Source organism: Amycolatopsis nigrescens CSC17Ta-90, from assembly GCF_000384315.1.
Lineage (GTDB): Bacteria > Actinomycetota > Actinomycetes > Mycobacteriales > Pseudonocardiaceae > Amycolatopsis > Amycolatopsis nigrescens.
Window position 1 is genome coordinate 4923302 of record NZ_ARVW01000001.1, and the last position, 24872, is coordinate 4948173.

At 70.6% G+C, this 24872-nt stretch carries 22 protein-coding genes; 17 read left to right on the forward strand and 5 right to left on the reverse strand.

All coding sequences use genetic code 11. The features are described 5' to 3' along the window. Positions 1 to 462, reverse strand: a complete 462-nt coding sequence (locus tag AMYNI_RS0123445; RefSeq protein WP_026360832.1) for a metallopeptidase family protein — start codon at positions 460 to 462, stop codon at positions 1 to 3. 121 nt (positions 463 to 583) lie between these two features. On the opposite strand from AMYNI_RS0123445, the gene AMYNI_RS0123450 reads away from it, so the two are divergent. The 7 genes from AMYNI_RS0123450 (at position 584) to AMYNI_RS0123480 (ending at position 7753) form a co-directional block, all read left to right on the forward strand. Further along, the gene (locus tag AMYNI_RS0123450) at positions 584 to 943 is read left to right on the forward strand and encodes a DUF3499 domain-containing protein (protein WP_020670497.1); all 360 of its coding nucleotides are present in this window, start codon (positions 584 to 586) and stop codon (positions 941 to 943) included. A gap of 132 nt (positions 944 to 1075) precedes the next feature. Next, positions 1076 to 2440, forward strand: coding sequence for a phosphomannomutase/phosphoglucomutase (locus AMYNI_RS0123455; RefSeq protein WP_020670498.1), 1365 nt, complete (start codon positions 1076 to 1078; stop codon positions 2438 to 2440). A 29-nt stretch (positions 2441 to 2469) separates the two neighbouring features. Then, complete coding sequence (locus tag AMYNI_RS0123460) at positions 2470 to 2703, forward strand: Trm112 family protein (RefSeq protein WP_020670499.1); 234 nt, start codon at positions 2470 to 2472, stop codon at positions 2701 to 2703. Next, positions 2678 to 3790 carry a hypothetical protein gene (locus tag AMYNI_RS0123465; protein ID WP_211225505.1) on the forward strand — a complete coding sequence of 371 codons (1113 nt, stop codon included), beginning with the start codon at positions 2678 to 2680 and terminating at the stop codon, positions 3788 to 3790. Before AMYNI_RS0123460 ends, AMYNI_RS0123465 begins: the two co-directional genes overlap by 26 nt. 54 nt (positions 3791 to 3844) lie before the next feature. Further along, positions 3845 to 5074, forward strand: coding sequence for a mannose-6-phosphate isomerase, class I (gene manA, locus AMYNI_RS0123470; protein WP_020670501.1), 1230 nt, complete (start codon positions 3845 to 3847; stop codon positions 5072 to 5074). Between the two features lie 159 nt (positions 5075 to 5233). Next, entirely contained in the window at positions 5234 to 6151 is a 918-nt protein-coding gene (locus tag AMYNI_RS0123475; RefSeq protein WP_026360834.1) for a cation diffusion facilitator family transporter, read from the forward strand. Between the two features lie 99 nt (positions 6152 to 6250). After that, positions 6251 to 7753: an amino acid permease gene (locus tag AMYNI_RS0123480; RefSeq protein WP_026360835.1), complete on the forward strand. Its 1503-nt coding sequence runs from the start codon at positions 6251 to 6253 to the stop codon at positions 7751 to 7753. Positions 7754 to 7778: 25 nt separating this feature from the next. On the opposite strand, the gene AMYNI_RS0123485 is transcribed toward AMYNI_RS0123480, so the two are convergent. Continuing rightward, the gene (locus AMYNI_RS0123485) at positions 7779 to 10133 is read right to left on the reverse strand and encodes a hypothetical protein (protein WP_020670504.1); all 2355 of its coding nucleotides are present in this window, start codon (positions 10131 to 10133) and stop codon (positions 7779 to 7781) included. A 113-nt stretch (positions 10134 to 10246) separates the two neighbouring features. Here AMYNI_RS0123485 and ahcY point away from each other — a divergent pair, with 113 nt between their 5' ends. Beyond that, on the forward strand, positions 10247 to 11719 hold the full coding sequence (gene ahcY / locus AMYNI_RS0123490; RefSeq protein WP_020670505.1) for an adenosylhomocysteinase: 1473 nt from the start codon (positions 10247 to 10249) through the stop codon (positions 11717 to 11719). A 64-nt stretch (positions 11720 to 11783) separates the two neighbouring features. Here ahcY and AMYNI_RS0123495 read toward each other — a convergent pair whose 3' ends face one another. Continuing rightward, positions 11784 to 12779, reverse strand: a complete 996-nt coding sequence (locus AMYNI_RS0123495) for a helix-turn-helix domain-containing protein (protein ID WP_157358043.1) — start codon at positions 12777 to 12779, stop codon at positions 11784 to 11786. Between the two features lie 288 nt (positions 12780 to 13067). Between AMYNI_RS0123495 and AMYNI_RS0123500 the strand changes: the two genes are divergently transcribed. From AMYNI_RS0123500 to AMYNI_RS45220, 4 genes are all read left to right on the forward strand, one after another. Continuing rightward, positions 13068 to 13649 carry a papain-like cysteine protease family protein gene (locus AMYNI_RS0123500; RefSeq protein ID WP_026360836.1) on the forward strand — a complete coding sequence of 194 codons (582 nt, stop codon included), beginning with the start codon at positions 13068 to 13070 and terminating at the stop codon, positions 13647 to 13649. Between the two features lie 5 nt (positions 13650 to 13654). Beyond that, positions 13655 to 14440, forward strand: coding sequence for a hypothetical protein (locus AMYNI_RS0123505; RefSeq protein ID WP_026360837.1), 786 nt, complete (start codon positions 13655 to 13657; stop codon positions 14438 to 14440). A 62-nt stretch (positions 14441 to 14502) separates the two neighbouring features. Then, the gene (locus AMYNI_RS0123510; RefSeq protein ID WP_026360838.1) at positions 14503 to 15162 is read left to right on the forward strand and encodes a dTMP kinase; all 660 of its coding nucleotides are present in this window, start codon (positions 14503 to 14505) and stop codon (positions 15160 to 15162) included. 58 nt (positions 15163 to 15220) lie between these two features. Then, positions 15221 to 15553, forward strand: a complete 333-nt coding sequence (locus AMYNI_RS45220) for a DUF6221 family protein (protein ID WP_020670510.1) — start codon at positions 15221 to 15223, stop codon at positions 15551 to 15553. Positions 15554 to 15563: 10 nt separating this feature from the next. Here AMYNI_RS45220 and AMYNI_RS0123520 read toward each other — a convergent pair whose 3' ends face one another. Then, positions 15564 to 17972 (reverse strand): FAD-dependent oxidoreductase, encoded by a 2409-nt coding sequence (locus AMYNI_RS0123520; protein ID WP_020670511.1) that lies wholly within the window; start codon positions 17970 to 17972, stop codon positions 15564 to 15566. A 161-nt stretch (positions 17973 to 18133) separates the two neighbouring features. Then, the gene (locus tag AMYNI_RS0123525) at positions 18134 to 18922 is read right to left on the reverse strand and encodes an IclR family transcriptional regulator (protein ID WP_020670512.1); all 789 of its coding nucleotides are present in this window, start codon (positions 18920 to 18922) and stop codon (positions 18134 to 18136) included. A gap of 130 nt (positions 18923 to 19052) precedes the next feature. Between AMYNI_RS0123525 and AMYNI_RS0123530 the strand changes: the two genes are divergently transcribed. The 5 genes from AMYNI_RS0123530 (at position 19053) to AMYNI_RS0123550 (ending at position 24826) form a co-directional block, all read left to right on the forward strand. Further along, the gene (locus tag AMYNI_RS0123530) at positions 19053 to 19370 is read left to right on the forward strand and encodes a bifunctional 3-phenylpropionate/cinnamic acid dioxygenase ferredoxin subunit (RefSeq protein WP_020670513.1); all 318 of its coding nucleotides are present in this window, start codon (positions 19053 to 19055) and stop codon (positions 19368 to 19370) included. Continuing rightward, positions 19367 to 20572, forward strand: coding sequence for an NAD(P)/FAD-dependent oxidoreductase (locus AMYNI_RS0123535; RefSeq protein ID WP_020670514.1), 1206 nt, complete (start codon positions 19367 to 19369; stop codon positions 20570 to 20572). Before AMYNI_RS0123530 ends, AMYNI_RS0123535 begins: the two co-directional genes overlap by 4 nt. A 62-nt stretch (positions 20573 to 20634) precedes the next feature. Beyond that, entirely contained in the window at positions 20635 to 21312 is a 678-nt protein-coding gene (gene mtrA, locus AMYNI_RS0123540) for an MtrAB system response regulator MtrA (RefSeq protein ID WP_026360839.1), read from the forward strand. Positions 21313 to 21356: 44 nt separating this feature from the next. Next, positions 21357 to 23084, forward strand: coding sequence for an MtrAB system histidine kinase MtrB (gene mtrB / locus AMYNI_RS0123545; protein ID WP_020670516.1), 1728 nt, complete (start codon positions 21357 to 21359; stop codon positions 23082 to 23084). Between the two features lie 5 nt (positions 23085 to 23089). After that, the gene (locus AMYNI_RS0123550; protein WP_040407231.1) at positions 23090 to 24826 is read left to right on the forward strand and encodes an LpqB family beta-propeller domain-containing protein; all 1737 of its coding nucleotides are present in this window, start codon (positions 23090 to 23092) and stop codon (positions 24824 to 24826) included. Positions 24827 to 24872 lie beyond the last annotated feature (46 nt).

The following is a 24872-nucleotide window of genomic DNA, read 5'->3' on the forward strand; positions in this document are numbered from 1 at the left end:
TCAGTCGCCTTCGATGATGTCGGGCTCGACGCCGAGGTAGCCGGCGACCTGCTCGACGAGCACGTCGTGCACCAGCTCGGCGAGCTCGCCGGGGTCCTTCGCGCGCGCTTCGAGCGGACGGCGGTAGAGCACGATCCTGGCCCTGGTCGGCAGCCCAGCCCTGTCCACCCCGGCCGGGACCAGCCTGGACAGCGGCACCGCGCCGTCCTGGAGCACCCCTTCGGCCTGGATCGCGCGGGTGCCCTTGCGCACCTCGGGCACGTCGTCCACGGCCACGTCGAGCTTGGTCAGCTGGTCGCGCCAGCGCGCCTCGATCGGCTCCAGCGCGTCCAGCACCAGCGCGTCGAACCGCTCCGCGCGGCTCGCCGCGGCCGGCAGGGACGCCGGGTACAGCGGTCCGCGCAGGCCACGGCCGTGCCGATCCCGGCGCATGCGCCGACGTTGTCGGGAACTACGAGCCATCGCCACGAACGGAAGGGTACGCGGTCCACCGGGGCGGCCGGCCACGCCCGAAGAGAGCAAAGTCCGCGTCGCCGGTGCGCCTTCGCGACCCCGGCGAGCGGACGCGCTATCGTCCACCACTGTGTCGAGCGTACGGAAGTGTTCGCGGACCGGGTGCCTGGAACCCGCTGTCGCCACGCTGACCTACGCCTACAGCGATTCGACGGCAGTAGTCGGCCCGCTCGCGACGGCGTCCGAGCCGCACTCCTACGACCTCTGCGAAGAGCACGCGATCCGGCTCACCGCGCCCAAGGGCTGGGAGGTCGTCCGGCACGAGGGCGAGTTCGCCGCGCCGGACCCGTCGAACGACGAGCTGACGGCGTTGGCCGAGGCGGTGCGCGAAGCGGGCCGTCCCGATCGGCCGGCACCGCCGCCTGAGCCGGAGGGCCCGTCCGGCCGACGTGGGCATCTCCGCGTGCTGCCGGACCCCGTCAAGCGGTAACGGGCGTGCGTACATCCGCCATCGACCCTCGCCGGTAGGCTTTCCGACGCGCCTGATGGGCGCGGCTCGACGAGAGTCTGTGCACTGAGCAGGCCTCGGGGATCCTACTGTCGAACTGATCGGGGAGAGGGCGTGTCAGACCTTTCGGGCATCGTGAAGGCCTATGACATTCGCGGGGTGGTCGGCGAGCAGCTGGACGCCGAGCTGGTCCGGGACTTCGGTGCCGCCTTCGCCCTGCTCATCAAGCCCGACTCGCCGTCCGTGGTGATCGGCCACGACATGCGCGACTCCTCGCCCGGCCTGGCCGCTGCCTTCGCCGAGGGGGTCACCTCCCAGGGCCTGGACGTGGTCTCCATCGGACTGGCCAGCACCGACCAGCTCTACTTCGCCTCCGGCTCGCTCAACATGCCCGGCGCGATGTTCACCGCCAGCCACAACCCGGCGCGCTACAACGGGATCAAGCTCTGCCGCGCGGGCGCCTCGCCGGTCGGCCAGGACTCCGGGCTGACCGAGATCCGCGACACCGTGCAGGAGGGCGTGCCCGCGTTCGAGGGGCAGCCGGGCACGGTCACCGAGCGGGACGTGCTGGACGGCTACGCGGCCCATCTGCGCGGGCTGGTCGACCTCTCCGGCGGCCGTCGGCTGAAGATCGTGGTGGACGCCGGCAACGGGATGGGCGGGCACACCGTGCCGACCGTGTTCGACGGCATCCCCGGCACGCCGATCGAGATCGTGCCGCTGTACTTCGAGCTGGACGGCAGCTTCCCGAACCACGAGGCCAACCCGCTGGACCCGGCGAACATCGTCGACCTGCAGGCGAAGGTGCGCGAGGTCGGCGCGGACGCCGGACTGGCTTTCGACGGGGACGCGGACCGCTGCTTCGTGGTGGACGAGCGCGGCGAGCCGGTCTCGCCGAGCGCGATCACCGCGCTGGTCGCGGTGCGCGAGCTGGCCAAGGAGCCGGGCGGCACGGTGATCCACAACCTGATCACCTCGCACGCGGTGCCGGAGATCGTCGCCGAGCACGGCGGCAAGCCGGTGCGGACCAGGGTCGGGCACTCGTTCATCAAGCAGGAGATGGCCACCACCGGCGCGATCTTCGGCGGTGAGCATTCCGCGCACTACTACTTCCGCGACTTCTGGCGTGCGGACACCGGCATGCTGGCCGCGCTGCACGTGCTGGCCGCGCTCGGCGAGCAGGACGGGCCGCTGTCCGAGCTGACCGCCGCCTACCAGCGCTACTCGGCCTCCGGGGAGATCAACTCCACGGTGGACGACCAGGTCGCGCGGCAGCTCGCGGTGAAGGACGCGTTCTCATCAAGGCCGGGGGTGACCGTCGACGAGCTGGACGGGCTGACCGTGCAGCTCGACGACGGCAGCTGGTTCAACCTGCGTGCGTCGAACACCGAGCCGCTGCTCCGGTTGAACGTGGAGGCCGCCGACGACACCGCGGTACGCGCGCTGACCGACGAAGTACTCGCGATCGTCCGTGGCTGATTGTCGCGCCTACCTGGTATGGAGTAAGCATGGCCGTCACCCTTGATGCGCAGCTGCTGGAAATCCTCGCCTGCCCCTCGCCCGACCACGCGCCGCTGCGCGCCGGTTCGGCGAGCGACCCGGAGGCGGACGCGCTGACCTGCACCTCCTGCGGCCGGACGTTCCCGGTCCGGGACGGTATCCCGGTGCTCCTGCTGGACGAGGCGACCGGCGGGCCGGTGGAATCTACGGAATCGGATGGCACCAGTGCAGATGGTGCTTGACGACAGCCTGCTCGACGATCCCGCACGGCTGGCCGACGCCGATGCGGCGGGGCTGCTGCGCGCGGTCGCGATGGCGGGCGCCCAGGTGCGGGCCACCATCGAAACGGCCACCGAGCTGGGGCTGAGCGACCGGCTGGACCTCGGGCGGCCGCGTTCGCTGGTGCTGCTGGTCCGGCCGGGGGTGAGCCAGGCGGTGGCAGGGCTGCTGGCCGCGCTGCTCGCGCCGGGCTGCCCGGTGCCGGTGGTCATCGCCGAGGCGGTGCCCGGTTGGATCGGCGCGCTGGACGTGGTCTTCGCGCATACCGACGACCCCGGCGACCGCGAGCTGGCCGCGTCGCTCGAGCGCGCGAGCCGGTACGGCGCCACCGTCGTGCTGTCCGGTCCCGCGGAAGGCCCGGTGGCGGCTTCGGTGGCGGGCAAGGGCCTGCTGCTGCCGCCGCGGGTGCCGGTGCCGCCCGAGCTGGCGTTCCCCCGCGGGCTGGCGGCCGGACTGCTGACCGCGGGCGCGCTCGGCGTGCTGACCGCGGACGTGGCGGCACTGGCCGACCAGCTGGACGCCGAGGCCGAGCGCGACCACCTCACCCGTGACTCCTTCGCCAACCCGGCCAAGGCGCTCGCGTTGCGGGTGGCCGAGCACATCCCGCTGCTGTGGGGGCTGGACCCGGTGGCGACGGCGGTGGCCGCGCACGCGGCATACGCGTTCGGTGCGCACGCGGCGACGGTCTGCGATGTCTCGGACTACCGGCAGGCGCTCGCCAAGCCCGCGCTGCACCGCGCGGCGGTGCTGAGCAGCGGCGCGCGGGACATTTTCGCCGATCCGGACGAAGCCGGTGGCGATGTGCGGATGCGGGCGCTGCTGCTGTCCGTGCGCACCGGCCCGGCCGCGGACGCCGCCAGGTTCGAGGCCGCAGAGCGGCTGCCCGGCGGCGATCCGATCGCGCTCGCGGACGAGATCGGCGAGGTCACCCCGGATGAGGCGGTACGGGCGGGGGTGCTGGCGCTGCGGTTCGAACTGGCCGCCGTCTACCTCGGGCTGGCGGCTGGCAGCATGGGGGGTACCGGTCAGTACCTGTCCGCGGGCAGGTAGGACCGGTTGCGGATTCGGCCGGGAGCCCGGTCATGGCGAGGAGTTGAGTTAAGAGTGGAGCTGCTGCGCAACGCCGTGCGGCCCTACGCGTGGGGATCCAGGACGACCATCCCCGAGCTGCTGGGACGCCCCGTGCCGGCCCCACATCCGGAGGCCGAGCTGTGGATGGGCGCGCACCCCGGTGACCCGTCCCGGCTGGTCGCCAAGGACGGGACCGAGCGCAGCCTGCTGGAGCTCGTGGAAGCCGATCCGGTCGGCCAGCTCGGCGTCAGCTGTGCGGAGCGCTGGGGCGGCAGGCTGCCGTTCCTGCTGAAGATCTTGGCGGCCGAGGAGCCGCTGTCCATGCAGGCGCATCCCTCCGCGGAACAGGCGGCCGAAGGGCACGCGAGGGAAGAGAAGGCCGGTATCCCGCGGGACGCGCCGAACCGGAACTACCCGGACCCGACCGCGAAGCCGGAGCTGGTCTGCGCGCTCACCGAGTTCCACGCGCTGGCCGGGTTCCGCGCTCCGGGGCGGACCGTCGCGCTGCTCCGCGAGATCGAGACCCCCGGCCTTGCCAAGTACACCGAGCTGCTCGCCGCGCAGCCGGACCCGGACGGCCTGCGGGCGCTGTTCACCACCTGGATCACGCTGCCGCAGGCGGCGCTCGACGACCTGCTGCCCGAGGTGCTGGACTCCTGCGTGCTGCACGTCAAGGCGCATGGCGAGTTCGACGCCGAATGCCGCACCATCCTGGAGCTCGGCGAGTCGCATCCGCGGGACGCCGGGGTGCTGGCCGCGCTGCTGCTGAACCGGCTGACCCTGCACGCCGGCGAGGCGATCTACCTGCCAGCCGGGAACCTGCACCTGTACCTGCACGGCACCGCGGTGGAGATTCTGGCGAATTCGGACAACATCCTGCGCTGCGGGCTGACCCCGAAGCACGTGGACGTGCCAGAGCTGCTGCGCGTGGTCGACTTCGGTTGCGGTGAGATGCCGGTGCTCAGCGGCGAGGCCGGGATGCACGGCGCGGTGTACCGGACGGACGCCCCGGAGTTCGAGCTGTCCAGGATCGAATGGGACGACACTGTCCGCGACGAGGTGGCGGTGGACGGCACCGGGCCGCAGATCCTGCTCTGCACGGCCGGCGCGCTGAACGTCCGTGCCGATGACGGCAGCGAGATCCGGCTGACCAGGGGCCAGTCGATGTGGCTGGCGGCCACCGACCCGGCGGTCCGGCTCCGCCCCGCCGACCCCGGCCGCATCCAGCTCTTCCTCGCCACCCCCGGCACCTGCCTGGACTGACGCTTTCCCGGATGCCTCCCGGATGCAGCGAAGGCCACCTTCGCTGCATCCAGCGCAAGCAAGGTGGCCTTCGCTGCATTGCAGGTGCCGGTGTGAAGGTGGGGGCGGGTCCCTCTAGGCTGCAAACCGACAATTCGCCGACCGGACGGGGGCCCCAGGGTGTCAGCAAGTGGCGGGACGAAAGCCATTCTGGCCGCACTAGGGGCGAACGCCGGTATCGCGGTGGCCAAGTTCGCCGGCTTCCTGGTCACCGGCTCGTCCTCGATGCTGGCGGAGTCGGTGCACTCGCTGGCCGACACCTCGAACCAGGGCCTGCTGCTGCTCGGGCAGAAGACCTCCCAGCGCAAGGCCACCAAGGAGCATCCGTTCGGTTTCGGCCGTGACCGGTACTTCTACTCGTTCATCGTCGCGTTGATGCTGTTCACCCTCGGCTCCGCTTTCGCGCTGTACGAGGGGATCCACAAGGTCCAGCATCCCGAGGAGCTGAGCAGCCCGATCGTCGCGGTGATCATCCTGGTGGTCGCGATCCTGCTGGAGACCTACAGCTTCTACACCGCGATCACCGAGTCCAAGAAGATCAAGGGCGACGTCAGCTGGTGGGGTTTCATCCGCCAGTCCCGCACCCCGGAGCTCCCGGTGGTGCTGCTCGAGGACGCCGGTGCGCTGTTCGGCCTGGTGTTCGCGCTGATCGGGGTCGGGCTGTCGGTGATCACCGGCGACCCGGTCTGGGACGGGGTCGGCACCATCATGATCGGCGTGCTGCTCGGCGTCATCGCGGTCATCCTGATCGTGGAGATGAAGAGCCTGCTGATCGGCGAGGGCGCCACCGACACCGAGCTGCAGACGATCGTGCGCGAGCTCGCCGCGGGCAAGGTGAACCGGGTGATCCACATCCGCACCCAGTACCTCGGCCCGGAGGAGCTGCTGGTCGCCGCGAAGCTCGCGCTGACGCCCGGTCTCGAACTGGCCGACGTCGCGCAGGCCATCGATGACGCCGAGGCCAGGGTGCGGGCGAAAGTGCCCAACGCGCGGCTCATCTACCTGGAGCCGGATCTCGACCGCAGCACCGTCGGCTGAGCGGTTCCGCTGTGCACTGGGCCCGCCGTGCTGTGGCAGGCGCCGCCCATTAGGGTGACGGGACCGATCCTGCGATCCAGGTCACCCAGGAGGTCAACGTTGCCCGGAACGGGTTTGTGGCGAACAAAGTCCATCGAGCAGTCCATTGCGGACACTGACGAGCCGGATACCAAGCTACGGCGGAACCTCAGCGCCTGGGACCTGACGGTCTTCGGCGTCGCGGTGATGATCGGCGCCGGAATCTTCACGCTCACCGCGAAAACCGCGGGTGACGTGGCAGGTCCTTCGGTGTCGCTGGCCTTCGTCTTCGCCGGTGTCGCCTGTGCGCTTTCCGCGCTCTGCTACGCCGAGTTCGCCTCCACGGTGCCGGTCGCGGGCAGCGCGTACACGTTCTCGTATGCGACCTTCGGCGAGTTCCTGGCCTGGATCATCGGCTGGGACCTGATCCTGGAGTTCTCGGTGGCCGCGGCCGCCGTGGCCAAGGGCTGGTCGGTCTACCTCCAGACCGTGCTCCGGTACGTGTTCGGGGAGAACGTCACCACCAGCTTCGAGATCGCCGGTTTCACGGTCGACTGGGGCTCGCTGCTCCTGGTGGCCGTGCTGGCCACCATCCTGACCCTCGGCACGAAGCTCTCGTCGCGGTTCGGCCTGGTGATCACCGTGATCAAGGTGGTCATCGTGCTGTTCGTGGTCATCCTGGGCATCGCCTACATCAACCCGGACAACTACACGCCGTTCATCCCGCCGGCCGCCGAGGCCGACGCCGGCGGCGCCGGCGTCGAACAGTCGCTGCTGTCCGCGCTCACCGGTGGCTCCGGCAGCGTCTACGGCGCCTTCGGCCTGCTCGCCGGCGCTTCGCTGGTGTTCTTCGCGTTCATCGGGTTCGACATCGTCGCCACCACCGCGGAGGAGACCAAGAACCCGCAGCGCGACGTGCCGCGGGGCATCCTCGCCTCGCTGGGCATCGTCACCGTGCTCTACGTGGCGGTCTCGCTGGTGGTCTCCGGGATGCTGCCGTACACCCAGCTCGCCACCGACGCGGAACCCGCCGGCCGCAAGACCATCGCGACCGCGTTCGCCGCGAACGGGGTGGACTGGGCCGCCAACATCATCTCGATCGGCGCGCTGGCCGGCCTGACCACCGTGGTTATGGTGCTGATGCTCGGCCAGCAGCGGGTGCTGTTCGCGATGTCAAGGGACGGCCTGCTGCCGCGCAAGCTGGCCAAGACCGGCAAGCGGGGCACCCCGGTGCGGGTGAACATCCTGGTCGGTGTCGTGGTCGCGATCGCGGCCACCTTCTTCGAGGCGGACAAGCTCGAGGAAATGGTCAACGTCGGCACGTTGTTCGCGTTCATCCTGGTCTCCGCCGGGGTGATGGTGCTGCGCAAGAGCCGGCCGGACCTCAAGCGCGGGTTCCGGGTGCCGCTGGTGCCGCTGGTGCCGATCCTCGCGATCGCCGCCTGCGCCTGGCTGATGCTGAACTTGACCGTGCTCACCTGGCTGCGGTTCATCGGCTGGATGGTGCTCGGCGTGCTCGTCTACTTCGTGTACAGCCGCCGCCATTCCCTGCTCGGCAAGCAGCGGGACGGCGCCAAGCCATAAGGGCGAAAAGCCGGCTATTTGCCGGTCAGTCGCGGGTGAAGGTGGGCAGGTCTCCGAAGAGGGGGACCTGCTCGCCGAAGATCGCCGACGGGCTGCCGGGGCGTTCCAGGCCGGCGGCCATGGCCAGCGCGTGGTCCCATTCCGGGTCGACCACGTAGTCCGCGTGCCGGAGCACGCCGGCCGCCCAGCGGCGGGTGCCCGGTGAGTTGCGCATCGGGTCCGGCAGCCAGTGGTCGCCGCCGAGCACCAGCGCGCCGGTCTCGGACACCTCGGCCGCCGGCAGCGGTCCGATCCCGCCGTCGGGCAGGTAGCCGACGCCGAGCAGCTTCCCGTCCGCCACCTGGTGCCGCCAGGTGGTGACGCCGCCGCCGAAGATGTCGGTGCCCCTGGCCAGCCCGCGCCACCGGCCGTCCAGCACGCCGTACAGCTCGGCCAGCCCGTCCAGCGGCAGCACCGCCGGGAACGCGCGCTGGTAGCCCCACTGCAGCGGCGAGCCGGCGGTGACAAGGCCGGTCCGCTCGAGCTGGTCCGGTGGCAGGCTGCGCGCCAGTCGCGAAGCGGCCACCACGGCGAGCAGCCCGCCGAGGTTGTAGCCGGCGAGCACCACCCGGTTGCCCGGCTCGGCGAGGTGCTCCTTGGCCCGCGCGGCCAGCTCGGGCACCACCTTCAGCGCGTAACAGGGCGGCGCGGACGGATGCGCCGCGCGCGGCCAGAAGCACACCAGGTCGGCCAGCGCACCGAGGTGACGGCTCCGGTTCGGTGTCTTCGCCGCGGTGTAGATCACCCGCAGCAGACCGGCCGCCATTGCGCCCAGCGCAACGACGCCCACCCCGGACAGCGGGTCGAGCCAGTCCGGCAGCTTGCCGAAGACGAACCGGACGGCCAGCAGGATCGCCACCCCGGCGGACATGGCCAGCCCGACGGCGAGCGCGATGTGGTGCAGATGCCGGCGTTCCCATGCCGAGCGGGCCCATGCCGCGGCGGCTTCCTTCTGGTCATCGGGCGAGTCCTGCAGCAGCCGGACCACCTCCGGGATGCCGCGGATGCGCCGGCGCAGCGGCACCGCGACGGCGAACCCGACCAGCCCGAGCAGCATGGCCAGCACCAGCCCCGCGCCCCACAGGATGGTGATCAGCTGGTAGCTGTCCGGCAGCCGCAGGTCGTCCGCGCCGAGCAGCTGGCGCAGCGCGACCGCGGTCCCGGCGCCGAAACCACCGCCGAGCAACCCGGCCAGCGCGAGTGCGGGCGCGGCGCCCCAGCCGCCCAGCCACGGCCGGAGCCGTTTCGGCAGCCGTCGCCAGGAGTGCCTGGTCAGCAGCGCGGCCGGGATCAGCAGCAGGGCGAACAGCAGGCAGATCCCGATCAGCGCGATGCCGATGCCCTCCACCGTGCCGTCCACCCCGCTCGGCGGGCCGGCGTCGATCAGCCCGACACCGGAAAGCGTGTCCGGCAGCGGGGTGTGCCGCACCGAGACCAGCGCCAACAGCAGCAGCGCGATCCAGACCACGATCCGGCGCCCCCACGGGCCGAGGCTGCGCGCGCGGAACGGCTCATGGGTGAAGGCGGCCAGCACCAGCGAGCCCGCCAGCAGGGCGAGCGCGCAGGCCCAGGCCACCACGTCGATCGCCGCGGCGGGCAGCCGGAACGGCCCGCCGAGCGGCAGCAGCGCGACCGACGCCAGCGCGGCCACGCTGTGCAGGCAGCGCAGCACCGGGATGTCGCTGCTGGCGCGCAGGGTGTCGCCGGGCAGCACGTCGTTTTTCGGCGCGGGCTGGTCGCCGTTCGTCGTCCAGTCCGCGGAAGAGATCCGGTGCAGGATGTAGATCAGCGCCAGCAGCGGCAGCATCCCGGCGATGGTGCGGACCGCGGCTACCTCCCGCAGCCCGTCGGGCACCAGCTTCAGGCAGGACGAGCCCGGCGCCAGGCATTGGCCGGCGAACAGGTCCAGGCTGATCACCGCCACCTGGGTCACCAGCAGCATGGTGAGCAGCAGCGACGCCAGCCGCAGCAGGCTCCGGCAGGCCGAGTTCAGCACCCGGCCCACCCGGCTGCCTTCGGGCACCGGCGGCAGCATCCAGTGCGCCACGTTGGCGAGTGAGAAAGGGAACAGCAGCGCCCAGGTCGCCTTCGCGGCACCGCCGGAGGTCATCCCGCTCCACAGGTAGCCCTCCAGCGTGCGCGGGATCGAGCGGCCGAGCGCGGGCAGCACCGGACCTGGCGCCGGGCGGCGCAGCCGGTCGGACGGGCGCACCACCCGGCCGAGGCCGTCACCTGCGACTTCCACCGTGCTCATCGAGTCCAGCAGCGACTCGCCGCTGGTGCCGATCAGGCCGGGTACCCGCAGCTCGACGACGCGGGTGTCCGGTCCGGGGAGAGGCATGTACGTGTCACCTTAGAACTCGAGGAACTGACTTACCGCAAATTGATGGTATTCGCGGAGTGAACCCACGACGGTACTGTTCAGGTGACGACGAGCCTTGGAGGAAATGCCCTATGACCCCCGAAAGCGTTGCCAAGCGGCACGACACCCGCAACGGCATCGAGTTCGCCGTGGCGGATCTGGAAGCGGCGGAGTTCGGCCGCAAGGAGATCCGTCTCGCCGAGCACGAGATGCCCGGTCTGATGGCGTTGCGCCGCGAGTACGCCGAGGTGTACCCGCTGCGTGGGGCACGGGTGGCCGGCTCGCTGCACATGACCGTGCAGACGGCGGTGCTGATCGAGACGCTGGTGGCGCTGGGCGCGGAGGTGCGATGGGCCTCCTGCAACATCTTCTCCACCCAGGACCACGCGGCCGCCGCGGTGGTGGTCGGCCCGCACGGCACCACCGAAGAGCCCAAGGGCGTGCCGGTCTTCGCGTGGAAGGGCGAGTCCCTCGAGGAGTACTGGTGGTGCACCGAGCGGATGCTCACCTGGGCCGGCGAGGGCCCGAACATGATCCTCGACGACGGCGGCGACGCGACCATGTTGGTGCACAAGGGAACCACCTACGAGAAGGCCGGGGTCGTGCCGGACCCCGAGGAGAACGATCCGGACGAGTGGAAGGTCTTCCTCGGCCTGCTCAAGAGCTCGGTCGCGGCGGACGGCGGCAAGTGGACCAGGATCGGTGAGGGCATCCACGGGGTCACCGAGGAGACCACCACCGGTGTGCTCCGGCTGTACCAGCTCGCGGCGGCCGGTGAGCTGCTGTTCCCGGCGATCAACGTGAACGACGCGGTCACCAAGAGCAAGTTCGACAACCGCTACGGGATCCGGCACTCGCTGGTGGACGGCATCAACCGCGGCACCGACGTGCTGATCGGCGGCAAGGTCGCGGTCATCTGCGGTTATGGGGACGTCGGCAAGGGCGCCGCGGAGTCGCTGCGCGGCCAGGGCGCGCGGGTGATCGTCACCGAGATCGACCCGATCTGCGCGTTGCAGGCCGCGATGGACGGCTACCAGGTCAAGACGCTGGACAACGCGTTGGCCGAGGCCGACATCGTGATCACCACCACCGGCAACAAGGACGTGGTGACCGTCGAGCACATGGCCAAGATGAAGCACCAGGCGATCCTGGGCAACATCGGCCACTTCGACAACGAGCTGGACATGGCCGGCCTTGCCCGTTACCCCGGCATCCAGCGGGTCAACATCAAGCCGCAGGTGGACGAGTGGATCTTCCCCGGCGGGCGGACCATCCTGGTGCTGTCCGAGGGCAGGCTGCTCAACCTCGGCAACGCGACCGGGCACCCGTCCTTCGTGATGTCGAACAGCTTCTCCAACCAGGTGATCGCGCAGATCGAGCTGTTCACCAAGCACGAGGAGTACGACAACGAGGTGTTCCGGCTGCCCAAGAAGCTGGACGAGAAGGTCGCGAAGATCCACCTCGACGCGCTCGGCGGTGAGCTGACCAAGCTGACCAAGGAGCAGGCCGAGTACATCGACGTCGACGTCGAAGGCCCGTTCAAGGCGGACCACTACCGCTACTGACCCTTCCCGTGGGTCGTGAGTGAAAAGTGTTGCTGCGGCAACACTTTTCACTCACGACCTCGACTCATTGCCATTCCACGGCCATGCCGGCGAGGCCGGGGCCGCACTGTTGGAACCAGCCGCTGCAGACGCCGCCGGTGCTACAGAGCAGCTCCTCGGACTCCACCGGCAGCGCGTCGCCCCTGGTGCGGAACTGGCGGACGCACCGCACCGGCAACGACCCCTCCGCGAAGAAGAGCTGCAACAGGTAGTTGGCGCACTGGTCGCGCAGCACCCGGTAGTAGCCGGGTGAGGCGCTGCCGGTGCCGTCCCGCACCTCGAAGCTGAACACGTGCACGTCGCCCTGGGCGAGCTTGCGGTCGAACAGCAGCTCGACGACCAGGGTCTCCTCCCCGGCGTGCCGTCGCATCCGGCCGAGCCGGCAGCCCTCCCCGGCCCGCAGCTCGGTCTCCTCGATCCGGCATTCCGGGTCGCCGGTGTAGACCATCACGTAGCGATCCGGACCGGTCCGCCGCGCCCTGGTGACCAGCCTGGTCTCCATGCTGGCCTGCCGGTGCTCCGCGTCGAAGGTGATCATGTCGTGCGCGGATAGCTGTTCGAGGTCGGCGTTGTACCTGGCAGTGGACGGATAGGCGCCCAGCTCGGCGAGCAGCCGGTCGGTGGTCGAGCCGAGGTTGCCCGGCTGCAGCTCGGTGAACGAGATCGGCATCTGGTGGTCGCGGCCGCGGGTGGTGCGCGGGCCGATCAGCACCACCAGGGTGTCCGGCGGCAGCTGGAGCACGGCCTCCAGCGCGCGGACGGCGGGCAGCGCCTTGGGCACCTCCGGATGCCGGATCCCGCGCTGCCAGTAACTCAGCGTGGACTGCCCGATGTGGATGCCGCGGTGTTGCAGGTGCGCGCGCAGCCTGGCCAGTGACAGTCCGCGATGTTCGATGGCCAGCCGCAGCGCCTGGTGGAAGTCGCCGCCGCGGAGCACCTCGCTCAGGTGTTTCGGCAGCGGTTCGGCCGGCGCGCGGCGGCCCGGTTCGGTGAGCTGGATCGAGTTGGTATCTGGTAACACCACCCAGGCCCCTTCACCCACTCGTGGTTATATCCGGGTGAACGCCCGGAAACGTTCACGGTAGCAACCTTCGCCGGCCCTTCGGACCCGCAATTAGTCGTGTTCACAGCGATTTAAAGACCGTTCCGCGTTCCGGGACGGCCGCGGAACGGTCCGTCGGCGTTTTGTCCCTCCTTGCTCAGGGTGACGGATCCGCCCACCGTTGTGACCACGCTGACCCGGTCGAGTGGAACTCCCTGCCCTGCCGACCGGGACAGCGTCCCCGCCCAATGATTGAGGAGGCCATCCGTGCCTTTGAGCTCACCAAGAGTGCGCGCGGCCGCTGCCGCGGCCCTTTCCCTGTGGTTGCTCTTCCAGGCTCCGGCGAGTGCGGAGTCCCAGCTCATCCCCGGCGCGCATCGCGCCGACATCAGCATGCAGGCGCAGCAGAAGGACCAGTGGTGCTGGGCCGCGGCCGGCAACACCATCGCCGCCTTCCACGGCTCGTCGGTCACCCAGACCAAGTTCTGCCAGCTCGCGCACAACGAGAGCGGCAGCGACTGCCGGAACAACCAGGGCACGCTGGCCGACCCGCAGCGCGCCTTCGGCAAGCTCGGCTTCGCTTCGCCGGGCAACTACCTCAACGGCCGGGTGAACTACTCGACCGTGCAGTCCCAGACCGGCAACGACCAGCCCATCGAGACCAGGATCGGCTGGTCTTCCGGCGGTGGCCACATGCATGTCCTCTACGGCTACGACACCAGCAAGAACTGGGTGTACTGGGGCGATCCCTGGCCGTCGAGCGACCGCTACAACTGGGCGACCTACAGCTACTACACCAGCAACGGCAGCTTCACCTGGACGCACACCCTGACCGGAATCGCGAGGTGACGGCCGTGAAATCCGTGAAGCGGATCTTCGTGCTCGCAGCACTGGCCACCACCGGACTGCTCGCCATGGCCGGTGCCGCGCAGGCGGCCCCGGAGCCGGCCGCACCGTCCGGTCAGGACGTGGCGGCGGCCAAGCAGGTCACCGCGGACCCGGGGCTGCACGAGGCACTGGGCAGGTTCTTCACCCAGGCGCCCGGTGCCAGGACGGCGGTCGCGCCCGCGATCACCGTGGAGGACACCACCATCCCGGTGTACGAGCTGGGCCGGGACTTCGTGGCCGGGGTGCCCGGCGCGGCCACCGGTCAGCTCGTCTACCAGGCGGTACCGGTCCGCGCCTCGGACGGCCGGACCGCGACCCTGTGGACGGTGCGGGCGCCGGACGGGAGCTGGCAGGTCGGCAACATCGCCTCCGGTGACCGTGAGCGCGCGTTGGCGGCGAAGCTGCCGGCCGGGGCGAAGCTGCTGCACGAGCCGCAGGTCGACGCCTGGTACGCGCAGCTTGGCGATCAGGTCACGCTGATCGACGGCGGTGGCAGCGGGGCCGTGCTCGGCTCCATCCAGTCCATCACTGACTACCAGCGTGCGGTTGCCGGGCGGTACGGCGACAAGCTGCCGGGCTCCGAGTACGACCGCCATGGCGTCGCCGGCGGTTACGCGCCCACCGTGCTGCGGGAGGACGAGCCGCCGGGCAGCGGGCAGACCGCGCCGGGCTGGCTGCCGCTGGTGCTGGTCGGCGGACTGCTGATGATCGCCACCGGAGCGTTCTTCCTGCGCCGCACCACCCGCGGCTGACGCATCCGGGTAACGAGCCCGCCGGGACCGCCGTCCCGGCGGGCTCCGTATCGTTACCGCCCGTGGGGCGACTAGTGGTGATCGAGGGCCTGGACGGGGCCGGCAAGCGCACCCTCACCGAGCGGCTGACGAAGGCGCTGCGAAGTGCGGGCGCTACCGTGGCGACCCTGGCGTTCCCGCGCTACGGCCGCAGCGTGTACGCCGACCTGGTGCACGAGGCGCTGCATCGGCAGCACGGCGACCTCGGCGATTCGGTCTACGGCATGGGACTGCTCTACGCGCTGGACCGGCGCGGCGCCGCGGACGAGATCCGGAACGCGCTGGATGGTCACGATGTGCTGCTGCTCGACCGGTATGTGGCCTCGAACGCGGCGTACCAGGCGGCCAGGCTGCACCAGGGCGCGGATGGCGAGGTCGTCGAATGGGTGCGCGCGCTGGAGATCGAGCGGTTCGGCCTGCCGGTGCCGGACGCGCACCTGCTGCTCCGGGTGAGCCCCGAGCTGGCCGCCGCCCGTGCCGAACAGCGCGCGCGGGCGGATTCCGCTCGTACCAAGGACTTCTTCGAGTCCGATGACGGGCTGCAGGCCCGGTGCGCGAGGGTCTACGACGAGCTCGCGGCCAGGAATTGGCTGTCCGGCTGGCACACCATCGACGGTGCCGCCGGGGTCGACACGGATGCTCTTGCCGAAGAACTGCTGGCCTCGCATCGGACTCCGGGCTGATCCGATCTCATCAGTTCGGCCGACTCGGCGGGGCCGGTGCGGCCGTAGTTTCGGTGATATGTCGATTGTGTCCTTTCTGCGCGCGCGGATCCACGAAGACGAAAGCCGTGCCGCGCGTGGTGTCACCGGCGGTCTGCTGACGCCGCAACGGGTGCTCGCCGAGTGCCGGTCGAAACGCCTCATTCTGGACACGCTCGAACGCGAGCGCCGCGAAGCCGCCACGGGGGACGACCTCGAGTGGTTCCTCGAAGCGGAGTCCTCGGCCATTTCCTGGCTGCTCGGCGAGAGCGCGGAGCAGAAGTCCAAGGTGCTGATGCGGCAGATCCTGCGGGCGATGGCGCTGCCCTACTCCGGGCATCCCGACTACCGCCGGGATTGGCTCCCGTCCTGAGCCCGCCCGCTCAGGCGAGCATCCGGCCCATCCCGGGGTCGAACAGGGGCTCTTCGGCGACCACTGCCGGCACCAGCTCCCCGAAGTACCCGATTCGCAGCGGCCGTCCCGGCACCGCCACCGCGGCCGGCAGCCAGGCGTAGGCGATGTTCCGGCCGATCGTGTAGCCGTAGGCGGCACTGGTCACGTAGCCGGCGGGGCGGCCGTCGGCGTACACCGGTTCGCTGCCGAGCAGGGTGGCCCGCGGGTCGTCCACGGTCAGGCAGGTCAGCCTGCGGGTGACCGTCTCGGCGGACCTGCCGGCCAGCGCGTTGCAGCCGATGAAGTAACCCTTGGCCGGCTTGACCGCGAAGCCGAGCCCGACCTCGTAGGGATCGTGTTCGGTGGTCATGTCGACGCCCCAGACGCGGCGGCCCTTCTCCAACCGCATGCTGTCGAACGCCTCGCGGCCGGCCGCGATCACGCCGAACCGCTGTCCCGCCTCCCAGAGCGTGTCCCAGAGCCGCCGGCCCATGTCCGCGCCGGTGCAGAGCTCCCAGCCGAGTTCGCCCACAGAGGACAGTCGCAGTGCGGTGACCGGCACTTCGCCGATGAACGCCTGCACCGCCTTGAAATAGCCGAGTGCCCGGTGTGCGAAGTCCGTTGTGGACAGTGGCTGGAGCAGCAGCCTCGACTGCGGGCCCCACAGCCCGATGCAGCAGGTGCCCGCGGTGGTCTCGCGCACCTGCACGGTGCCGTCGCCGGGCAGGTGCCGCCGGAACCAGTCCAGGTCGAGGCTGCTGTTCACGCCGACCTGGAACCATTCCCGGCCAAACCTGGCCACGGTCAGGTCGCTGCGGATCCCGCCGTGCTCGCCGAGCAGCAGGGTGTAGCTGACCGAGCCGGGTTCGCGGTCCAGCTGGTTGGTGGTCAGCGCCTGCAGGAAGGACAGCGCGCCGGGCCCGGTGACCTCCAGGCGTTTCGCCGGGGTCAGGTCGAACATCGCCACCCGCTGCCTGGCCACCAGCGCCTCCGCCCCGGCGATCGGAGACCAGTGCCGCGCGGCCCATTCGTTGCGTTCCGGGATGCCTTCGACTTCGGGCAGCTCGGCGTTGGCCTGGTACCACTGCGGGCGTTCCCAGCCGCCGGACTCCAGGAAGTGCGCGCCCAGCTCGACCTGGCGCTCGTAGAACGGGCTGGTGCGCAACGGCCGCGGTGGCCCGGACGGCCGGCGGGGATGCCTGATCTCGTAGACCTCGGTGAACGACCGGGAGCCGCGTGCGCGCACGTAGCCCGGCGAGAGCTGTGCCTGCTCGAACCTGGCCAGGTCGCAGGAATGCAGGTCTTGGGCCGGCTGCCCGTCCACCATCCACTCGGCCATCGCGCGGGCGACCCCGGCGGAGTGCGCGACCCGCACCGCTTCGGCGACCCAGAACCCGTCCAGGCCGGGATGCTCGCCGAGCAGCGGCATGCCGTCGGCGGTGAAGGCGGAGAGCCGGTGGACGCCGTGCTCGATCTTGGTGTCGCCGAGTGCCGGCAGCAGGTCGGCCGCCGCGGTCCAGGACGGCTCGAAGTCCTCCGGGTTGAACTCCGGCACGGCCGCCCCGGGGTCGACCGGCAGCGGCCGGTGCCGGTGCGCCCCGATGCCGAGCCGGTCGATGTGCTCGCGGAAGGACAGCCCGGCGTCGGGGTGGCGCAGGATCGGCTTGCTCGCCTCGGTGCGGAAGTCGTTCTGCCCGGCCAGCACGGACAGCGGGTTGGTGGTCGCGTACTGGTGCGCCATCGGCACCAGCGGCACCGCCAGGTCGACCATCGAGCCGATCAGCGGGCCGTCGGTCCCGGCGCAGGAGATCACCACGTTCGCCCGGAAGTGATCACTGCCGGTCCGCACCCCGGTGACCCGGCCGGCCGCGCGCTCGATCGCGGTGACCCGCTGCCCGGACAGGAACCGCGCCCCGCGCCCGATCGCCCGCCTCGCCTGCGCCTCGGCCGCCCGCGACGGGCAGGCCAGTCCGTCGCTGGGCACGTGGAACCCGCCGAGCACCTTGCCGGAGTCCAGCAACGGGTGCAGCTCGGCGCATTCGCCTGGTTCGCGCAGGTAGCCGCGCACGCCCCAGGAGGCGGCCCAACCGTGCCGGCGTCGCAGCTCCGCCCAGCGCGACGGGGTGGTGGCCACCTCCAGGCCGCCGAGCTGCTGGAAGCACCACCGCCCGTCCAGGGTCAGGCCGGTGTACTTGGCCACGGTGTACCGCGCGAACTCGGTCAGCGTCTTGGCGCCGCTGGTCTGGAACACCAGCCCAGGGGCGGGCGCGCCGGCGCCGAACGGCTCGCCCTGCTCCAGCACCACCAGGTCGGTCCAGCCGCGCTCGGTCAGCTCGTCCGCCAGCGCGCAGCCGACGATGCCGGCACCGATGATCACGACCCGGGGTCTGCCGGCCATCCCTGCTACCTCCGGTCCATAGTGGACAAGCCGCACCTTGTCGCCACCGGCGCGGTGGGTTGCGTATGGGGAGTGGTGTTCCGTCCTCTGCAACAAGGTGCGGGACGGTGGGACCCAGTGTCAATAGCTACGTGCAGGTAGTTCGAGGTTTGCTCGGCGACTTACTCCGCTACGTAGCCCAGCTGCTCGGACAGCTCGCCGGCCGCCTCGGTCATCGGCCGCAGGATCTGGCGCACCCGCTGCCTGGACAGCCGGTAGGACGGCCCGGAGGCGCTGATCGCCGCGACCACCTCGCCGCCGGGGCCGTGGATCGGCACCGCGACCGCGTGCATGCCCAGCTCCAGCTCCTCGAAGCAGGCGGCGTAACCGTCCTCGGCGATCCGCTCCAGCTCGGTGCTGAGGTCGGCGGCGTCGGTGGTGGTGCGCGGGGTGTACTGCTCCAGCTTCCGGCGCAGCAGCCGCCGCCGTTCGGTGTCGTCCATGTACGCCAGCAGGATCTTGCCGCTGGAGGTGGCGTGCAGCGGGGTGCGCTGGCCGGTCCAGTTCTGGGTGGTGATCGCGGCCGAGCCGCGGGCCTGGCTGATGTTGATCGCGACGCCCTCGTCGGCGATCGCGATGTTCACCGTCTCGCCGAGCGACTCGGCCAGCTGCTGGCAGGCCGGCCTGCCGAGTTTGGCCAGGTCCATCCGGCCGGTGGCGGCACCGGCCAGCCGGACGATGCCGAAGCCGATCGCGTACTTGCCGCGCTCGCCGAGTTGCTCCACCAACCCGCGCGCCTCCAGCACGCTGACCAGTCTGGACGCGGTTGACTTGTGCACGCCGAGCTCACCGGCGATCTCGGTGATCCCGGCTTCGCCGTTGCGGGCGAGCATCTCGAGCACGCTGATCGCGCGATCCACCGATTGGACCTGGCTGGGGGCGGCGTTGCCGCCCGAATCCTGGTTCCGCATGACGCAACACTAACGGCTGGGCGCGGTTTCGCTCGGCCGACCGGGCGAATCCCTTGACGGCTCAGGGAGATGACCTGGATTGTTGCGTATAGCACGCCGTGTCTCGCTATACGCAACTCCGGAGGCAGTCATGATTCGAGCCTGCGACGTCGTCGATCTTCCCGAGGGGGAAGCGGTCCGCCTGCCGGGCCCGGTGCCCGTCTCGGTCTTCCATACCGAGGAAGGCTTTTTCGCCATCGACGACACCTGCAGCCATCAGGACGCGTCACTGGCGGACGGCTGGATCGAGGGCTGCTTCGTCGAATGCCCGCTGCACGCGGCGCTGTTCGACCTGCGCACCGGGATGCCAACCTGCCTGCCGGCCAAGCGGCCGGTGCGGACTCATCAGGTCGTGGTCGTCGACGGCGCCATCTATGTGGACACCGGACTGCTCGAGGAGACCGCGTGAAGACGATCGCGATCGTCGGCACCTCGCTGGCCGGCCTTTCTTCGGCGCGCGCCCTGCGCGCGCAGGGCTTCGACGGCAGGCTGGTGCTGATCGGCGAGGAGCCGCACCGGCCGTACGACCGGCCGCCGCTGTCCAAGGACTTCCTGCTCGGCCGGATGACCGCCGAGGAGCTCGAACTCGGTGACGCGGCGGATCTGCTGGAGCTGAATGCCCAGTGGTACCTGGGAAAGCGGGCGGTCAGGCTGGACATGGCGGCGGGTGCCGTCACGCTGTCCGACGGCACCGAGATCGACTGCGACGGCGTGCTGGTCGCGACTGGTGCGAGCCCGAGAACCCTTGCTGGCACTGGGTTTCCGGCGGAATTCGGGGTGCACACGCTGCGCACGCTGGACGACGCCAAGGCGCTGCGCGCCGAACTGGCCTGCGGAGCACGGGTGGTGGTGATCGGCGCCGGGTTCATCGGCGCCGAGGTGGCCTCGGCCTGCCGGACGCTCGGCTGCGAGGTGACCGTGGTGGAGGCCGCGCCGGTGCCGCTGGCCGGGGTGCTCGGCGAGCGGATGGGCCGGCTCTGCGCGGACCTGCACGGCGAGCACGGCGTCCGGCTGATCACCGGAACCGGGGTCGCGGGACTTTCCGGCGGGAGCGCGGCGGGCACGGCTTCGGTGCTGACCGGGGTGCGGCTGACCGACGGCCGGGAGCTGCCCGCCGACGTGGTGGTGGCCGGTATCGGCGCCCGGCCGAACACCGGCTGGCTCGCCGGTTCCGGGCTCGCCGTCGACGACGGGGTGCTGTGCGACTCCGGCTGCTTGACCGCCAACCCCAGGGTGGCCGCGGCCGGCGACGTCGCCAGGTACCGGTGTCCCCATACCGGGCGCTTGGCGCGGGCCGAGCATTGGACGGCCGCCGCCGAGCAGCCCGCCGTCGCGGTGCGGAATCTGCTCGCCGGCGGCACGGTCGAGCAGTACGCCAGGCCGGGCTATTTCTGGTCCGACCTCTATGGACAGCGGATCCAGTTCGCCGGCAGCGCCGAGGGTCACGACGAGTTACAAGTAGTCGACGGCGCGTTGACGGAACGGAAATTCGTCGTCACCTATCACCGCGGCGGAAATGTCGTCGGCGTGCTCGCGATGAACAGCCCGCGACCGTTCACCCGGCTGCGCCGTAGCCTGAACCGGCCCCCGATGATGGTCCATCCGGGCTAAGTCGCCGCCATTGATCGCCGGGTCGTGCGCGGGTACCGGGTGAGCAGTGCGAATATGTGTTCATGAAGGCACGTGTTCTGGTGGTCGACGACGACCCTGCTCTTGCGGAGATGCTCACCATCGTCCTGCGCGGGGAGGGCTTCGACACCGCCGTGGTGCCGGACGGTTCCCGCGCGCTGCCCGCGCTGCGGGAGCTGAAACCCGATCTCGTGCTGCTCGATCTGATGCTGCCCGGGATGAACGGGATCGACGTGTGCAAGGCGATCCGCGCCGAGTCCGGGGTGCCGATCGTGATGCTCACCGCGAAGAGCGACACCGTGGACATCGTGCTCGGCCTGGAGTCCGGCGCGGACGACTACGTGGTCAAGCCGTTCAAGCCGAAGGAACTGGTCGCCAGGGTGCGGGCCAGGATGCGGCGGACCGACGCCGAGCCGGCCGAGTCGCTCGGCATCGGCGACCTCACCATCGACGTGCCCGGCCACGAGGTGACCAGGGAGGGCAAGGCCATCCCGCTCACCCCGCTGGAGTTCGACCTGCTGGTCGCGCTGGCCCGCAAGCCGCGCCAGGTGTTCACCCGCGAGGTGCTGCTGGAGCAGGTCTGGGGCTACCGGCACGCGGCCGACACCCGGCTGGTGAACGTGCACGTCCAGCGGCTGCGCTCCAAGGTGGAGAAGGATCCGGAACACCCCGAGGTGGTGTTGACGGTGCGCGGCGTGGGGTATAAAGCGGGCCCACCGTGAACGTCCGGTTCCCCGGTGGCAGTCCCGCACGGAGTTTCTAACGCATGAAGTCCCGCCTGATCGCCTTCGGCAAGGCCGGCAGGTCACTGGTACGCCTGACCGGCCGCGTGGTGGCGTTCGGCAGGCGCCGTTCGGTCGCGTTCAGCGAGCTGTGGCGGCATTCGCTGCAGTTCCGCGTCACCATCTCCACCCTGGCGCTGTCCTCGGCCGTGGTCTTCGTGCTGGGCATGGTGCTGCAGAACCAGATCACCGACCGGCTGATCGACACCAAGGAAAACGCGGCGATCGAGCAGACCAAGACGGTGGTGGACACCGCCGAGGCGCAGCTGGTCGGCATCGGCGACCAGGACTCGCTGGAAAACCGGCTCCGCAACGCGCTGAACAAGATCAGCAGCAGCACTTCGGAACGACCGCAGGGCACGGCCGCCTCCGCGGCCGGCGCGTTCGAGCCGGTGCTGGCCAGCGGCGGGCCGGACCGGTCCAGTCAGTCGAACGCCTCCGCCGGCCCCTACGAGCGGGTGCCCGATTCGCTCAAGGCGTTCGTCGAGCGCAACCAGCTGAGCAAGCAGATCCACACCTACGTCGGGCCGACCGGCAGCACCACGTACCTGGTCATCGGCGCCCCGGTGACCAGCAGCGCCCGTCCGATGCAGCTCTACCTGCTGTTCCCGCTCACCGCCGAGCAGAACACCGTCTCCACCGTGCAGAACACCCTGCTGGTCGGCGGCATGGTGCTGCTGGTGCTGCTGGCCGGGATCAGCAACCTGGTCACCAGGCAGGTGGTCCGCCCGGTGCGCCGGGCCGCGGCGGCGGCCGAGCAGTTCGCCAGCGGTGACCTCGACCAGCGGCTCGCCGTGCTCGGCGAAGACGACCTCGCCAAGCTCGCGGTGTCCTACAACGAGATGGCCGCGAGCATCCAGCGCCAGATCCGCCAGCTCGAGGAGTTCGGCACCCTGCAGCGGCGGTTCACCTCGGACGTCTCGCACGAGCTGCGCACCCCGCTGACCACCGTGCGGATGGCCGCCGACGTGCTGCACGCCTCGCGCGAGCAGTTCCCGGCCGGCCTCGCCAGGTCCACCGAACTGCTGGTGGACGAGCTGGATCGGTTCGAGGCGCTGCTCGGCGACCTGCTGGAGATCAGCAGGCTGGACGCCGGGGTGGAGGAACTGGTGGCCGAGCTGATCGACGTCCGCCCGATCGCGCGGCGCGCGGTGGAGCAGGTCCGGGTGATCGCCGGTACCGCGGGCGCCGCGATCGAACTGGAGCTGCCGGAGGAGGAGGAGGCCGCCGCCGAGGTGGACGCCCGGCGGGTGGAACGCATCCTGCGCAACCTGCTGGCGAACGCGGTGGACCACAGCGAAGGCGCGCCCATCTGGCTGCGGGTGGCGGTGAACGAGCACGCGGTCGCGGTGACCGTGCGGGACTACGGGGTCGGGCTGCGCTCCGGCGAGGCGGATCTGGTGTTCAACAGGTTCTGGCGGGCGGACCCGTCCCGCAACCGGCGGACCGGCGGCACCGGTCTCGGCCTGGCGATCAGCCACGAGGACGCGCGGCTGCACGGCGGGGCGCTCGAGGCGTGGGGCGCGCCGGGACAGGGCGCCTGCTTCCGGCTGGTGCTGCCGAGGCAGCAGGGTGTGCCGTTCGAGGAGAGCCCGCTGTCGCTGCCACCGGAGGACGTCACGCCGGAGAGCGGGACCAACGGCCACTCCTACCTCGGCCCGGTGGTCGAGCAGCCGGAACTGGCCGCGATCACGCAGAAGGAGGACGGGTGAGCCGGGTGAGCTGTCGGAAGAGGACGCGCCTTGCCGTGCTGCTCGGTTGCGTGCTGCTGGTCGCCGGCTGCGCGAACGTGCCGCAGGAGTCGCAGCCGCAGGTGGTGCCCGGCGACCGGCTCGCCCCGTCGGCGGACATCCCGGAACCGCAGAAGGGCCTGGACGCTCTCGACGTGGTGCGGAACTTCGTGCACGCCAGCGCACTGCCGGTGACCGACAACGCCCGCGTCTACCTGAACGAGGCGGCCAGGAAGTCCTGGTCGCCGACCAAGAGCATGACCGTGATCGAGGACCGGTTCGACACCGTGTACGGAGCCAGCAATCAGCTGCCGCCCGACCCGGACGAGCAGGTGGTGTTGCTGCGCGGCTTCACCATCGGCAACGTGGCCCCGGACAGTGCGTTCATCCCGACCAAGGGCGACTACCGGCTGCCGGTGACGCTGCGCAAGCAGGCCGGCGGGGAATGGCGGATCGTGGACCCGCCGGGCGGGCTGGTGATCACCGAAAACGACTTCACCCAGAACTACTTCCGGGTGCCGCTGTACTTCTTCGCGCAGGACTCGAACGCGCTGGTGCTCGATCTGCGTTACGTGCCGAGCAAACCGCAGGCCGGCCTGGCCGGTCGGGTGGTGGACCTGCTGATCCGCGGGCCGTCGAGCGGACTGGCCGGCGCGGTCCGCAGCCCGCTCGGTGATCAGGCCGCGACCGAGTCGAACGTGAAGGGCGAGGCGGACGGCGCGCTGGTGGTGCCGTTGACCGGTGTCGACGGGTACAGCGTGGAGCAGAAGAAGCTGATCGCGGCCCAGCTCGTGCTCTCCCTGCAGAGCGTGACCACCAGCCGGGTCCGGCTGCTCTCCGACGGCAAGCCGCTGATCGACGGGGAGGACGCCGACTGGCTGCCCAGCGACCTGCCCTCCTACGGGACGCAGGCGTCGCCTAGCTTCGACCTGCCCGGCCTGATGGTGGTGAACGGGAGGATCCGCTCGTTGGAGGACAACGCGCCGATCCCGGGGCCGGTCGGTTCCGGCGCCTACCAGGTGCTCAAGGCAGCCCAGTCGCTGGACGGCAAGCAGCTGGCGATCGTGGAGAGCGTGGACGGCCAGCAGCGGCTGCGGATCGGCGAGTTCGGCCGGGACGCGCAGTCCGCCGAACTGCAGAACGGCACCCTGACCAGGCCGACCTGGCGGCCGACCAGTGGCAGTTCCGGCGAGGTGTGGTCGGTGGTGGACGGGGTGCAGGTGGTCCGGGTGCAGCGCAACCCGGACAACAAGTGGGTCCCGCAGGCGGTGATCGCGGACGAGATCACCTCGCTCGGCACGATCACCGCGCTGCGGCTGTCCAGGGACGGCAGCAGGGCGGCGGTGGTCGTCGGCGGCCAGCTGGTGATCGCGGCCGTGGTGCGAACCCAGGACTCGGTGATGCTGCGGGAACCGCGGGTGCTCAAGGGCGGGGACCTGGCCGGGGTCGAGGACGTGGACTGGCTGAGCCAGGACACCGTGGTGGTGGCCACCTCATCGGCGTCGCTGCCGGTGGCGAAGCTGCCCATCGACGGGCTGCGGATGGACCCGTTCAACAGCTCGAACCTGACCCAGCCGGTGCGCGCGATCGCGGCCGCGCCGGGCAGCCGGATCGTGGTGGCCGACAGCAGCGGGCTGTGGACCGCGTCGTCGGACGTCGGTGAGGTGTGGCGGCCCCATCCGCACAGCCCGAGTTCCAACGCTTACCCGTTCTACCCTGGCTGAGGCTGAAGCGACCGAAGCAAAGGGACCTCTCGTTCGGTCCGGCGCC

Excerpts from the sequence above, each read along its gene's own strand:
- AMYNI_RS0123445 (WP_026360832.1), bottom strand. The coding sequence starts at position 462 with ATGGCTCGTAGTTCCCGACAACGTCGGCGCATGCGCCGGGATCGGCAC.
- AMYNI_RS0123460 (WP_020670499.1), top strand. The coding sequence starts at position 2,470 with ATGGCCGTCACCCTTGATGCGCAGCTGCTGGAAATCCTCGCCTGCCCC.
- AMYNI_RS0123465 (WP_211225505.1), top strand. The coding sequence starts at position 2,678 with ATGGCACCAGTGCAGATGGTGCTTGACGACAGCCTGCTCGACGATCCC.
- AMYNI_RS0123485 (WP_020670504.1), bottom strand. The coding sequence starts at position 10,133 with ATGCCTCTCCCCGGACCGGACACCCGCGTCGTCGAGCTGCGGGTACCC.
- ahcY (WP_020670505.1), top strand. The coding sequence starts at position 10,247 with ATGACCCCCGAAAGCGTTGCCAAGCGGCACGACACCCGCAACGGCATC.
- AMYNI_RS45220 (WP_020670510.1), top strand. The coding sequence starts at position 15,221 with ATGTCGATTGTGTCCTTTCTGCGCGCGCGGATCCACGAAGACGAAAGC.
- AMYNI_RS0123520 (WP_020670511.1), bottom strand. The coding sequence starts at position 17,972 with ATGGCCGGCAGACCCCGGGTCGTGATCATCGGTGCCGGCATCGTCGGC.
- AMYNI_RS0123525 (WP_020670512.1), bottom strand. The coding sequence starts at position 18,922 with ATGCGGAACCAGGATTCGGGCGGCAACGCCGCCCCCAGCCAGGTCCAA.
- AMYNI_RS0123530 (WP_020670513.1), top strand. The coding sequence starts at position 19,053 with ATGATTCGAGCCTGCGACGTCGTCGATCTTCCCGAGGGGGAAGCGGTC.
- mtrA (WP_026360839.1), top strand. The coding sequence starts at position 20,635 with ATGAAGGCACGTGTTCTGGTGGTCGACGACGACCCTGCTCTTGCGGAG.
- mtrB (WP_020670516.1), top strand. The coding sequence starts at position 21,357 with ATGAAGTCCCGCCTGATCGCCTTCGGCAAGGCCGGCAGGTCACTGGTA.